General features: G+C 69.4%; 10 protein-coding genes. 1 reads left to right on the top strand and 9 read right to left on the bottom strand.

Annotated features, from left to right (window positions below):
- Positions 1-39: 39 nt before the first annotated feature.
- On the bottom strand, positions 40-1,464 hold the full coding sequence (gene dnaB / locus J5X07_RS08340; RefSeq protein WP_279596134.1) for a replicative DNA helicase: 1,425 nt from the start codon (positions 1,462-1,464) through the stop codon (positions 40-42).
- Positions 1,465-2,190: 726 nt separating this feature from the next.
- On the opposite strand from dnaB, the gene J5X07_RS08335 reads away from it, so the two are divergent.
- Complete coding sequence (locus J5X07_RS08335) at positions 2,191-3,708, top strand: MATE family efflux transporter (protein WP_341769439.1); 1,518 nt, start codon at positions 2,191-2,193, stop codon at positions 3,706-3,708.
- Between the two features lie 68 nt (positions 3,709-3,776).
- On the opposite strand, the gene J5X07_RS08330 is transcribed toward J5X07_RS08335, so the two are convergent.
- From J5X07_RS08330 to J5X07_RS08295, 8 genes are all read right to left on the bottom strand, one after another.
- The gene (locus tag J5X07_RS08330) at positions 3,777-4,307 is read right to left on the bottom strand and encodes a hypothetical protein (RefSeq protein ID WP_208479416.1); all 531 of its coding nucleotides are present in this window, start codon (positions 4,305-4,307) and stop codon (positions 3,777-3,779) included.
- A 5-nt stretch (positions 4,308-4,312) separates the two neighbouring features.
- Positions 4,313-6,760, bottom strand: coding sequence for a tetratricopeptide repeat protein (locus J5X07_RS08325; protein ID WP_243896617.1), 2,448 nt, complete (start codon positions 6,758-6,760; stop codon positions 4,313-4,315).
- Positions 6,757-7,953 carry a hypothetical protein gene (locus J5X07_RS08320; RefSeq protein ID WP_208479414.1) on the bottom strand — a complete coding sequence of 399 codons (1,197 nt, stop codon included), beginning with the start codon at positions 7,951-7,953 and terminating at the stop codon, positions 6,757-6,759. Before J5X07_RS08320 ends, J5X07_RS08325 begins: the two co-directional genes overlap by 4 nt.
- Before the next feature lie 317 nt (positions 7,954-8,270).
- Positions 8,271-8,726: a 50S ribosomal protein L9 gene (rplI, locus tag J5X07_RS08315; protein ID WP_124933065.1), complete on the bottom strand. Its 456-nt coding sequence runs from the start codon at positions 8,724-8,726 to the stop codon at positions 8,271-8,273.
- A 14-nt stretch (positions 8,727-8,740) separates the two neighbouring features.
- Positions 8,741-8,977, bottom strand: a complete 237-nt coding sequence (gene rpsR / locus J5X07_RS08310; protein WP_124933066.1) for a 30S ribosomal protein S18 — start codon at positions 8,975-8,977, stop codon at positions 8,741-8,743.
- Between the two features lie 84 nt (positions 8,978-9,061).
- Complete coding sequence (locus J5X07_RS08305; RefSeq protein WP_208479412.1) at positions 9,062-9,655, bottom strand: single-stranded DNA-binding protein; 594 nt, start codon at positions 9,653-9,655, stop codon at positions 9,062-9,064.
- Between the two features lie 26 nt (positions 9,656-9,681).
- Positions 9,682-9,969, bottom strand: coding sequence for a 30S ribosomal protein S6 (rpsF, locus tag J5X07_RS08300; protein ID WP_124933068.1), 288 nt, complete (start codon positions 9,967-9,969; stop codon positions 9,682-9,684).
- Between the two features lie 272 nt (positions 9,970-10,241).
- Positions 10,242-12,635, bottom strand: coding sequence for a transglycosylase domain-containing protein (locus J5X07_RS08295; protein WP_243896616.1), 2,394 nt, complete (start codon positions 12,633-12,635; stop codon positions 10,242-10,244).
- Positions 12,636-12,999 lie beyond the last annotated feature (364 nt).

The raw sequence follows: 12,999 nt of genomic DNA, 5'->3' as shown, positions 1-12,999 counted from the left end.
GCCTCGCGGAGCGAGGGGCCGGCCCCTCGCTCCGCCGCTCTACTCGTAGGCGGGCTCGGGGGTGATGTCGCGCGCCATGTTGGCGAAGCGCGACAGGTGCCCCTGGAAGGCCACGGGAATGGTGCGGGTCTGGCCGTTGCGGTGCTTGGCCACGATGATGTCGGCCTCCCCGGGGCGCTCCTCGGGGCTGTAGTACTCGGGGCGGTGCAGCAGCATGATGATGTCGGCGTCCTGCTCCAGGGAGCCGGACTCGCGCAGGTCGCTCATCTGGGGCTTGTTGCCGGTGCGCTGCTCGGGCCCGCGGTTGAGCTGGGCGACGGCGATGACCGGGATCTCCAGCTCCTTGGCCAGCAGCTTGAGGGAGCGGGAGAACTCCGAGACCTCCTGCTGGCGCGACTCCACCCGCTTGCCCGAGCTCATCAGCTGGAGGTAGTCGATGACCATGAGGCCCAGGTGGTGCTGCTGCTTCATGCGCAGGGCCTTGGAGCGGATCTCGGGCATGGTGAGGTTGGGGGAGTCGTCGATGAACAGGGGGGCGTTGGACACCGGGTTGTAGGCCAGGGCCACATCGGTCCAGTCCCGGTCCTCCATCTGGCGCGAGCCGCGCAGCTTGTTCATGTCCACCCCGGACTCGGCGGCCAGGATGCGCATCATCAGCTCCATGCGGCCCATCTCCAGGGAGAAGTAGCAGCTGGCGATGCCGTGGTGGATGGAGGCGGCGCGGCAGAAGTCGACGGCCAGGGTGGACTTGCCCATGGCGGGGCGGGCGGCCACGATGATCATCTGGCCCGCGTGCAGGCCGCCGGTGAGCTCGTCGAGCTCCAGGAAGTCGGTGGGCACGCCGGTCATGGCGCCGTTGTCCCGGTTCTGGGCGGCCTCGATCTCCAGGTTGGCCTCGTTGAGGAGCTCGGCGACCGGGATGTAGTCCTCCTTCTCCCCCTCGTGGTGGGCCACGGCGTAGACCTCGGCCTCGGCCAGGGTCACGAGGTTGGCGATGTCCCCGGCGTCGGTGGAGTAGCCCAACTGGGTGATGCGGGTGCCGGCCTGGACCAGTCCGCGCATGAGGGCCTTGTCCTTGACGATGCGCGCGTAGTAGCCGGCGTTGGCGGCGGTGGGGACGGTGGCCATGAGGGAGGCCAGGTAGGGGGCTCCCCCGATGCGCTCGAGCTCCCCGCGCCGGGCGAGCTCGTCGGCGACGATGAGCGGGTCGGCGGGCTCGGAGCGGTTGTAGATGTCGACGACGGCGTTGAAGATCGACTCGTGGGCGGAGCGGTAGAACTCGGGGCCGCGCAGGACGTCGATGACGTCGGTGATGGCCTCCTTGCTCAGCAGCATGCCCCCCAGGGTGGCCATCTCGGCGTCGAGGTCCTGGGGCGGCAGGCGGTCGAAGGCCCCGTCGTAGGCCTCGTAGCGGGCAACCGGGGCTCCACCCTCTCCCTGGTCCCTGCCGTCCCTGTCGTCCATCCCGGAGCCCTCCTCACGTCCCGTGCGCAGCCGCCGCGCTGCCCGCGCCGTCCCGGCGGCAGGCCGCTGGGGCGCCGCTGACGGGCAGCCGGCGGGCAGCCGATGAGCAGCTGGCGGGCGTTGCGCGCGCGTGACCATAGCGGCTGCAGCAGCGCCTCGCAAACGCTCCGCCGATGAGGGCTGGGGATATCTCAGGAGCGCCTGTGGACTCCGCCCCCGGCCCTGTGGAGGATGGGCGGTGACCTGTGGGCGCAGGTGTGCACGACCCTCCTGAACAGCGCCTGAACAGACAGAAGAACGTTGACATCCCAAGGAAAAGTGCCGTCAGGCAATCCATAGGAAGTTCCCACCGGATCACAACTTGGATCTGTGGATAAGTGTGTATCTCTGTGGACAAAGGTGATTCTGGACTTGAGGTCCGCGATGTTTGTGGGAGTCCCACAGCCTCATTGGCAGAGGTTTTCCCCAGGCTCGTACTCTCTTATTGGCGTCAGCCGCTTTGCCGCATGCTTGCAGCATGCTCCCAGGTTCAACTGGTGCGGCCCCGCCGGCTCACTTGAGGGGATCCACAGGCGGCACCCGCCCGCGCGGTGCCTCAGCGCCCCGGCCCTCGCCCTCCGCCTCCACGGCGCCGGCCCCGGCTGCATCCCCGGCGTGCGCATCGCCGTCGCCCCGCCGTGGCCGCACCGGGGCGGCTGCGACCGCCCGGGGCCCGACAATAGGGGCGTGCCCCTCACCGCTCGCCGCACCGGCCCCGACTCAGCCCCCGGCCTCAACCGCCGCATCCTGTCCCTGGCACTGCCCGCCCTGGGCGCCCTGGTGGCTGAGCCGCTCTTCGTCCTCATCGACTCGGCGATGGTCGGGCACCTGGGGGCCACGAGCCTGGCGGGCCTGTCCCTGGCCTCGACGATCCTGACCACGGCCGTGGGGCTCTTCGTCTTCCTGGCCTACTCCACGACGGCGACGACGGCGCGGCTCTTCGGGGCGGGGCGCCGCCGTCAGGGGCTGCGCGCCGGCGTGGACGGGGTGTGGCTGGCCCTGCTCCTGGGTCTGGGGGCCGCCGTGGTCCTGGGCGCGGGCGCCTCGGGGATCGTGGCAGTGATGGGGGCCGAGGGCGAGGTGGCCAGTGCGGCGAGGGCCTACCTGTGGGCCTCGGCCCCGGGCCTGCCGGGCATGCTCGTGGTCTTCGCCGCCACGGGGGTGCTGCGGGGCCTGCTCGATACGCGCACGCCCTTCATCGTGGCCTGCGCGGGGGCTGTGCTCAACACGATCCTCAACGCCTTCCTGCTCTACGGGCTCGGCTTGGGGATCGCGGGCTCCGGCGCGGGCACGGCCATCTCCCAGACTCTCATGGCGGTGGCCCTGGTGGCGCCGGTGATGCGCGCGGCTCGCGCCGAGGGCCTGGGCCTGCGGCCGGGCCGGGCCGGGGTGAGCGGCTCACTGGTGGAGGGGCTGCCGCTGCTGGTGCGCACGTTGAGCCTTCGGGCGGCCATTGTGGCGACGGTGTGGGCCGCCACCGCGCTGGGGCCGGTGCCGCTGGCGGCCCACCAGGTGGCCTTCACCCTGTGGAGCTTCGCCGCCTTCGCCCTCGATGCCCTGGCGGTGGCTGCCCAGGCACTCATCGGCACCGCCCTGGGCCAGGCGGACGCCGAGCAGACGAGCACCGGGCCAGGGGACGCTGGCATGACCGGCACTGGGTGGACGGATGCTGAGTCCGGGGAGGCTGGGCGGATGGGCGCTGAGCAGGCGCAGCAGAGCGAGCCGGACGGTCGGGCCGCCCCGGATCATCCGGCCGCCAGTCCTGGGGCCGACGTCCCCGGGGGCCTGGGGGCGGCGCCGATCGATGCGGTGCTGCGCCGGAGCCTGGCCTGGGGCGTGGGGACGGGCGCTGTCATCGGCCTGGTCCTGGCGGCGGCGAGCCCTTGGCTGCCATGGGTCTTCACCTCCGATGCGTCCGTGAGGGCCCTGGCGGCGCCGGTGCTGGTCATCATGGCCTCGGCCATGCCGCTTGCCGGTGCGGTCTACCTCTTCGACGGCGTGCTCATGGGGGCGGGGGACGGGCGGTACCTGGCCCGGGCGGGGCTGCTCACCCTGGTGGTGTACCTGCCCCTGGCGGTGGCCGTGGGGCAGGGGTGGGTCGGTGGGGGCCTGGCCGCGCTGTGGCTGGCCTTCGCCTGGGTGTTCATGGGGGCCAGGGCCGTGACCACGGGCCTGCGCGCCCGGGGCGGCGGCTGGCGGGCCTGAGCTCCCGCTGGGCCGCCAGGTCTCCGGATCGCAGTGCTCGTTTCACCATGCGCTCGGTGGCCGGGCTCTCACGGGCGGCCGTCCATCGGCGGCACAGGTCGAGGGCCCAATCGAGGCGGGTCCTGGCGGCGTCGTTGATCCAGTTGGCCACTGAGTCCTGCACGTAGCGAGAGGGGTCGGCGCACGGCGATGAGGAAGCAGGCCCACCCCCGCACGGTGTCACTGGGGTGGGAGGCCAGCCGCTCCACCTCGACGGCCTCGGGGCGATCAGCCAAGGCTGCTCCGAGGTGCGCCATACGCTTGAGGATGCCCAGGGTCTGGGCGCGGTCGGCCTCGGCGAGAAGGTCATCGTCAGCCTCGGACACAACGGCGCGCAGCAGCAGGGACTGGCCTCTGGTCAGTGCCTCGGTGAGCGTGCGCGCAGGCGCCGTCCCGGCATTGAGTGCCTCAAGATGCGCCGGGTCGATATCCCCCATGAGCGCCGCGCCTCGGCGCCCCAGGATCCACTCCCCGCGGGCGGTCAGCGAGGCCGGGGGTGGACGGCAGTGACGGCATGCGCGCGAGCCTACTGGGGCCACTGCGGCGGAGCGATACCTCATCGCCGTCAGGCTGGAGCCTCGTCTCCGTTAACATGCCGGGCCCTTTCGAGGTTCTCCCGAACAGCGACAGTCGTCGGATGATCGGAGCCCAGCACCCGCTCACAGTCTGCCAGGGTCCGCTCATACAAGGGAACCGCACGCTTCAGATCCCCAACCGACTCATAGGCGCCCGCCAGGTTGTTGCGCGAGACCAGAGTGCTGGGGTGGTCCACACCCAGCACCCGCTCATGATCAGCCAGGGTCTGCTCATACAAGGGAACCGCACGCTTCAGATCCCCAACCGCCCCATAGGCATAGGCGAGGTTGTTGCGCGAGACCAGAATATCAGGGTGATCCGCGCCCAGCACCCGCTCACAGTCTGCCAGGGTCTGCTCATACAAGGGAACCGCACGCCCCAGATCCCCAACCGCCCCATAGGCATAGGCGAGGTTGTTGCGCGAGACCAGCGTGCTGGGGTGGTCCGCACCCAACACCCGCTCATGATCAGCCAGGGTCTGCTCATACAAGGGAACCGCACGCCCCAGATCCCCAACCGCCCCATAGGCGCCCGCCAGGTTGTTGCGCGAGACCAGAGTGTCGGGGTGGTCCGCACCCAACACCCGCTCGCGATCAGCCAGGGTCTGCTCATACAAGGGAACCGCACGCCCCAGATCCCCAACCGACTCATAGGCATAGGCGAGGTTGTTGCGCGAGACCAGCGTGCTGGAATGATCAGGACCCAGAACCCGCACCCGGTCAGCCAGCACCTGCTCGAAGAGAGTGACGGCCTCACCCAGGCGCCCCACCGCCAGATAGGCATAAGCCAGGTCCATGCGGGCATCCAGCACAGCGGGATCATCCATCTCTCCGGGCACGGTGACCCCCACCGTCGCGAGCACGGCCTCCGCCTCCTCCAGCCGCCAGGCGCTCGCCAGCCAGCGCACGAGCATGAGCCGGCTCTCCAGGACCGCCTCCTCGGCATCGAGCCGCTCAGCCCGTTCCACCCACTGGCCTGACTCCGGCTCGTGGGGCACCTCGCCCATCTCCCGATATGCGAGTTCAAGGAGGTCCAGGCGGATGGGCGCGAGCCGGCGCTGAGGACCGGCCCGGTGCTCCAAGGCCTGGCGCACTGTGCTCGACAGATCCATGACGGGCCCCGCGTCCCCCTGCTGAGCCGCCGCCAGCGCATCCTCCACCTGCCCTAGGAAGGCCAGTGAGGGCTTGCGCGTCACCGGGAGGCTCGTCAGGTGCTTGGTCAAGCCGATCGTCTCGTCCCCAGAGAGGATGCTCATGGCCATCTCGCAGTAGGGCGCGGCGCTCCCCTCCTGCCCTGCGGCACCAAGCTCGGACAGGTCGTACCACCCGGTGAGGAAGTCCACGACCAGCCGCAGCGGCTCCCCGCGGGACTCCTTGATCTGGAAAGCCAGCCGGGCCAGGGGCTCAGCCAGCTCGTAGTAGGTGCGGCGCCCATCCAGGAGATCCGCGAAGATCGTGTCCGCGGGCCGCAACCACCCGCGGTCACCGAGGTCGATCACCGCCCTGGCGACGGTCCGCTGGTCGATCTGCGTGCGCCGGGCGATCTCCTTGACCGGTAGGGGCCGGTCCGCACTGGCCAGCTCGGAGACAATGAGCCGGTGCTGGGGCGACAGGCGGGCGAGGCGCTCCTGGTAGTAGGGGGTCAGGTCATCGAACCGGCCCAGGAGCAGATCGACCAGGTGGTTCAACTGCTCCACCGTCAGTGCATCGCCCAGGAGTGCCCACAGGCGCGGCTGGCCTCCGGCAAGATGGGCAATGGTCCTGATCTTGGCCAGGGCGGCGGGCGTCTTCAGCTCCTTGAGCAGGCTCTCATTGTCCTGAGCGCCGGCCAGGGCCGTCAGCATGGCGATCGCCTGCTCGGGCGTGAAGGGATCGAGCCTCATGGTGTCGAAGTAGCCGAACAGCGGCAGGTCCTGGGAGACCAGGTTGTGGTCCAGCCGCGTGGTTGAGCCAATGACCAGGAGGGCGGACTGGGTCTGCAGGAAGTGGCGGAAGCGCTGCTGCCCCAACTCCCCGATGGACTCCAGAACCTGGTCCACGTTCTCCATGAGCACCAGCACCGGCCCCTCCGCCATGAGGCCACGCAGGCGGGCCACCGCCTCCTCCTCGCTCAACGCCCCCAGGTCCTCGTGCTCGACCAACTCCCGGAGCATGGCCAGCACCAGATGACGGTAGGAGACGATCGTCCAGGGGTCCTCGGGCAGCCAGGCAATGCGTATCCCGGCCCCCAAGGCGCGGGTGCGATGGTAGACCAGGGAGATGAGGTGGGTCTTTCCCGCGCCCCGGGGCCCCACGAGGAGCGTGTGGTGGGGGCTCCGCGTGCTCCCAAGTTCCTGGACGCGGTCCATGAGCCGGTCCAGAAGAGGCTCGCGGACCACGAAGAGCCTCTCAAGGTGCTCCGCCGGCATGGTGGAGGGCGTGAATCGCGAGGTCCTCATGAGGCCGCCGCCCAGATCCGATAACGCCGCGCCCAGATGTACTGCAGCGCCGGGTAGCGCCACCGGCAGGCCATGCCCTGCTGCACGTACTCCAGGTAGTGGTCATTGATGAGTGCATCCAGGACGTCCTGTGACGCCTTATCCGGACACAGGTCCTTAACGGGTTTGGGCTCACGGTCAGGGGACAGGCAATCGTTGAGCAGGCGCCGAGCCAGTTTCAGGGAAGAAGGGTCGTAATACACGTCGAGGCGCTCCAGAAAGTGCGCGAAGACCTGGTGCTGGTCCGGGTCATCAATGCTCCGCTCCCAGCAGGCCCGCATCCCAGCAGCGTCCAGGCGCGCCACATGAGCCTGATCCACCAGGCTCATGACCTGGTGCATGAGGAAGGGGATGCCGTCGGTGAGACGCACCAGCTCAGCGGCAACCTCCGGGGCCGGATCAAGCCTCGCCTGGGCGGTCCCACCGATCCTGACCCCAAGCAGGAGGCGCTGGGCCAGCTCTTCGGCCTCCTGCCACTCCAGGGGCCCCAGGGTCAGGGGATGCAGGTCATTAACGTCCCCTGAGGTCGCCCCCACAGTGCGCAGCACGTGATGGAAGCCGATGGAACCGGTGACGATCCACCGGACCCCTCTGAGGTTCTGGCGCAGGTACCGCATGGTCTGGAGCAGCGCCCGCGCACTGTCTCCATCCTCCTTGGAGGCGATGTTCTTGATGGCCAGCGGCACCTCATCCATGAGGATGATCGGGGTCTTCCCGCTGCCAGTGCCCTCCAGGGACCCGAGGATCATCCTCAGGAGATCCTGCGGCGGCATCTCCCTCATCGAGGGCTTGATGGTCACCCACCCGAGGTTGATGCTGTCGATGTTCCCAACGAGGGTCGCGATCATCTTGCGCACCCGCTCTGGCAGATCTGCTCGTTTTCCGAGTCCCTCGATCGTCCGCTCGATGAACCCTCTGGCCGTATCCACCCCCTCGTAGTCAATGAGGTAGGACTCGAACCCGTCCTGAGACTCGGCGAAGTAGTGCAACCAGAAGGTCTTACCCATGCGGCGCGGGTCACACAGCAGCAGGTTCTTCCCGCCGTGCAGCGACCGGAGCGCATGGTCCGTGGTCTGCCGGCGCCCGACGAAGAACTGTGGGTCCAGGAGATTCCCGGGCTGGGGGCGGATGGGACTCAGGCGTGCCTGGTTCATGATCGTCCTTTCGTACGTGACCCATCACGTACGAGTGTACGTCAGCCTCCACGTACATTTCTACGTGCTTGGTCACGTACATCATGGGTAGCTCGACGGCCCAGCCCGAACCGCGACCTGCCGGCTCGTCTGCCGGGGACGCCATGCCTTACCCCAGATACTCAAAACTCGATGCTTGGCGGCGAGCTCGTAGACAGAACTCACCACCAAGCATCGAGCTCGGTGTAGTGCGGGGCCAACGACGACCTGCTGGCTCCCCATGGGGCCGGCGTTATGCGAGCCGGAGCAGGGGCAGGCCGCGGCCTGCCCCGGGGGCCTCAGCGAGCAGCGACGACGTTGACCTCGATGGGGGCCACGACGTCGGAGTGCAGGCGCACGGAGGCGCTGTGGCGGCCGGTGGACTTGATCGGCGGGACGGCCTCGATCTTGCGCCGGTCGATGGTCGGGCCGCCGGCGGCCTTGACGGCCTGCGCCAGGGCGGCCGTGGTCACCGCGCCGAAGAGGCGGCCGTTGGCGCCTGCCGAGGCGCTGATGGTCACGACGTTCTCGGTCAGCCACACGCGGGCGCTCTGGGCCTGCTCCAGGGACTCGATGGAGCGGCGGCGGCGAGCCTCAGCCATCTGGTCGATCTGGCGCTGCGCACCCTTGGACCACGGGGTGGCCAGCTTGCGCGGCAGCAGGTAGTTGCGGGCGTAGCCGTCCTTGACGTCCACGACGTCACCGGCGCTGCCCAGGTGGGACACGTCGTGGGTGAGGATGAGCTTGGTGGTCATGAGGTCCCCTCCGTTCAGCGAGCAGAGCTCGAGTAGGGAAGCAGGGCCATCTCACGCGCGTTCTTCACGGCCTTGGCGATCTTGCGCTGCTCCTGGACGGAGACGCCGGTGACGCGACGGGCGCGGATCTTGCCGCGGTCGGAGATGAACTTGCGCAGGGTGGCGGTGTCCTTGTAGTCGATCTTGCCGACCTTGATGGCCTTGACCGGACCGACCTTCTTCTTGGGCTTGCGAAGTTGGGGCTTCGCCATGGTGGTACTCCTTGGTCTGAGCGCTCAGGCGCTCCACGAGATGAATAGTGGGGGGAACGGGAGAGTCGGCCCTGCCCGGCAGGATCAGAAGGGGGGCTCGTCCCCGAAGGAGGTCGAGCCTCCCGTGGCCCACGGATCGTCCGGGGCGCCGCCGGCGGGGGCGTTGTAGCCGCTCTGGCCGCCGAAGCCGCCGCCCTGACCGCCCTGGTTGTAGCCGCCCTGGCCCTGCTGGCCTCCGAAACCGCCCTGGGGCTGGCCGCCGAAGCCTCCGCCCTGGCCGCCCTGCTGGCCTCCGAAGCCGCCCTGCCCGCCGCGGGGCTGGCGGGCGACCTGGGCCTTGGCGTAGCGCAGGGAGGGGCCGATCTCATCGACCTGCATCTCCACCACCGTGCGGTTCTCGCCCTCGCGGGTGGTGAAGGAGCGCTGGACCAAGCGGCCCTGGGCGATGACCCGGGTGCCCTTGGTCAGGGACTCGGCCACGTTCTCAGCGGCATCACGCCAGATGGAGCAGCGCATGAACAGCGTCTCGCCGTCCTTCCACTCCTGGGCCTGGCGGTCGAAGGTGCGCGGGGTCGAGGCGATGGTGAAGGAGGCCACCGCAGCCCCCGAGGGGGTGAAGCGCATCTCAGGATCCGCGGTGAGGTTCCCGATAATGGTGATGACAGTGTCTCCGGCCATGGGTGTTCTCCGTTCCCGGTTGAGGCTCAGGCCTCGGGACGCAGCAGCTTGGTGCGCAGGACGGTCTCGTTGAGGCCGAGCTGCCGGTCCAGCTCCTGAGCGGTCTCAGGAGTGGCGGTCAGGTCGGCGACGACGTAGAAGCCCTCGGACTTCTTCTTGATGTCGTAGGCCAGGCGGCGCTTGCCCCAGACATCGACCTTGTCCACCGAGCCCCCGCTGCTGGGGACGACCTGCAGCAGCTTCTCCAGCAGCTGGGAGACTGTGCGCTCGTCCGTCTCGGGGTCGAGGATGATCATGATCTCGTAGTGACGCATGCTTGGTACCCACCTCCTCTGGTCTCAAGCGGTCACGGTCCTTCCGTGACAGGAGGGTGATGCGTGCGGCGCGCTGTCGGGGCGACCCGACAGTGCGACCAGTCGGCCACACTACCGGAGAGCCCCACCGGCCGGAACCCGAGGGGGCGGGCCGACGACGTGCCATGCAACACGTCGTCGGCCCCCCGGGCCGCCCCCCCCCGGGCCCCCCCCCCCCCCCCCCCCGGCCCCCCCCCCCCCCCCCGCCCCCTCCTCAGGCGCCGGCGCCGGACTCAGCCGTCGCGCTCGTTCTGATTGCCCCGGTTCTGGTTCCCCCGGTTGTTCGGGCCGGCGCCCTGGCCCCCACCGTTCTGGCCATTGTTGTTGCCCTCCGGGTTCGGATTCGGGTTCGGGCCGCCCGGGGGCTCGGGCAGCTCCTCCCAGCCCGGCGTGCCCAGGCCCCCGCCGTTGCCGCCGGTGGGCTCGGCATTGCCCGTCGGCTCGGGCGGGGCCTCGGCCGTGGGCTGCTGCTCCTCGGGCGTGGCCTCGGCCGTGGGCTGCTGCTCCTCGACCGTGGGCTCGGCCGTGGGCTGCTCCTGCGGCTGCTCGGCGGTGGGCGCCGCCGTGGGCACCTGGGTCTGGTAGTCCTCAGCCACCTCCCCGGGCTCGCCGTACAGGGAGCCCCGCGAGTACGAGGCGTCGGTGCGCGGCGGGAATTCCTCGACGGGCACGTCCTGAAGCGCCTGGTCCATGTAGCCGATGAACAGGTCGGCGGGGTAGGTCGATCCGGTGATCTCCGGGTACTCGCCCCAGGGGGTGATGGACTCCTCCTCCCCGTTGGGCCCCGACTGGTAGAGCGTCACGGCCGTGACCACCTGGGGGGTGAAGCCCACGAACTGGGCGGACTTGTTGTCCGAGGACGAGCCGGTCTTGGCGGCGATCGGCCGGCCCAGGACCTGGACCTTCTCCGCACTGCCGTAGCGGACCACCTGCTGGAGGGCGTAGGTCGTGTCGGCCATGACGCCCTCATCGAAGGCCCGCTCGCCCTCCGTGGGCCCGGTGTAGGCCGCCGAGCCATCGGGCTTGGTGGCCGAGGCGACGATGTGGGTGTCGTGGCGCATCCCCTGCGAGGCGAAGGTGGCGAAGGAGCTCGCGATGTCGATGGTGTGCGGCGAGGCCGAGCCCAGGACGTTCTGCACGAAGGCGTCCATGCCCTGGGTGTCCTCGGGGTAGCCGGCCCGGATCGCCACCTTGTTCGTCTCCTCCGGCCCCAGGTCGGCATTGAGCTGGAGGTAGGGGGTGTTGATCGAGTAGGCCGTGGAGTCGATGAGGTCCCGCCAGCCGTAGGAGGCGCCCTGGAAGTTCTGGAAGGAGTGCCCGTCGATCGTCATGGGCGAGTCGCCGCGGTAGCCGTTGGACAGGGTCAGCCCGTTCTCCAGCCCGGCCACCAGGGCGAAGGGCTTGTAGGTGGACCCCGCCTGGGCCACCGCATCCGTGGAGGTGTTGACCTGGTTGGTCAGGTAGTCGGGCCCGCCGTAGAGGGCGAGGATGCCCCCGGTCTTGGCGTCGATGGAGACCATCCCCACCCGCAGGTTCTCCGAGTACCCCTCGGGCAGGGACTGGGCGGTGGAGACGATGGCGTCCTGATCCGCCTTGTCGATGGTCGTGGTGATCTTCAGGCCGCCGGTGTCGATCTGCTGGTCGCTCAGGCCCGCATCCGCCGTCAGCTCGGCGCGCACCATCTGCAGCAGGTGGCCATTGGGGCCCTCATAGACCTGCTCATTCTTCGGGGTGATGGTGGCGGGGAACTGGGCGGAGTCGTAGTCGGCCTGGGAGATGTAGCCATCGGCGAGCATGAACTCCAGGACGCGCTGCCAGCGCTCCTGGGCCTTCTCCGGGTTCTCCTCCGGATCCCAGCCGCTGGGCGCGGGCAGGATCCCCGCCAGCAGGGCGGCCTCCGAGACCGTCATCTCACTGGCGGGCTTGTCGAAGAAGGCCTGTGAGGCCGCCTCGATCCCGTAGGCGCCGCGCCCGTAGTAGACGGTGTTGAGGTAGGCGTCCAGGATCTCCTGCTTGGACTGCTCCCGGTCGATCTTGACCGCCATGATCGCCTGCTGGAACTTGCCGAAGTAGGAGTCCGTGGTGTCCACGTAGTAGTTCTTGACGTACTGCTGGGTCAGGGTCGAGGCGCCCTGGGTGTCCCCGCCGCGCAGGTTGTTCCACAGGGCTCGGGCGATTCCCTTGGGATCCACGCCCTTGTTGGTGTAGAAGCTGCGGTCCTCCGAGGCCACCACCGCCTGGCCCACGTAGTCGGGAATGGTCGAGCCGTCCACAATGGTGCGGTCGACCTCGGCGAACTCGCCCATGACGGTGGTGCCGTCGGCGTAGTACACCGTGCTGGTCTGCGCCTGGGCGAACTCGCTGGGGTCGGGGACCTTGATGGTGGAGTAGGCATAGGCGAACAGGCCGAAGACGGCCAGGACCGCCAGGAGGAAGCACCCCAGGACGAAGCGCCAGCTGGGGATCCACCGGTGGATGGGGCCCTTGCCCGCACGCGGGTAGTTGAAGAACCGACGGGCGCCGGTGCGCGCCGGCTTGCGCGCCTTCCCCGCTCGGGCCGCCTTGCCCGCACCGCCGGACGCCGCGGCCTGGGCCATCGTGCCGCCGGCCACCGGGGAGGCGGCCATCGTTTGAGTCGCCTGACCGCCCGCTGAGCCCTTGATGGATGTGCGGGCCGGCCTGGCGGGACCCTGCCGGTCCGCATTCGCCGCCCGGGCGAGCTTGCCGCCGCCAGGACGCGGACCCGCCCCGTTCCTGCTGTCTGCCACGCGTTCCTCGTTTCCATTGACCGACACGGACCGGCACCGGAGGCCGCGGGCGGGCGTGCGCCGACCACGGCGACCATGATGGTTGCCGAACTGTTGTCAAGTATGGCGCTCCCAGGGCCTCCATGGATAGCGGAAGAAACCCAGGAAACCTTCAGGATCTCCCGAGATCGTCTCAGGCCGCCGCTCCTCGACGACGGGGCGAGCGCCGTCGTCGGGGCGCCGG

This window comes from Actinomyces bowdenii (assembly GCF_017592395.1).
GTDB lineage: Bacteria > Actinomycetota > Actinomycetes > Actinomycetales > Actinomycetaceae > Actinomyces > Actinomyces bowdenii.
The sequence above is the reverse complement of the archived record's forward strand: the minus strand, read 5'-3'. Positions and strand labels throughout refer to the sequence as shown.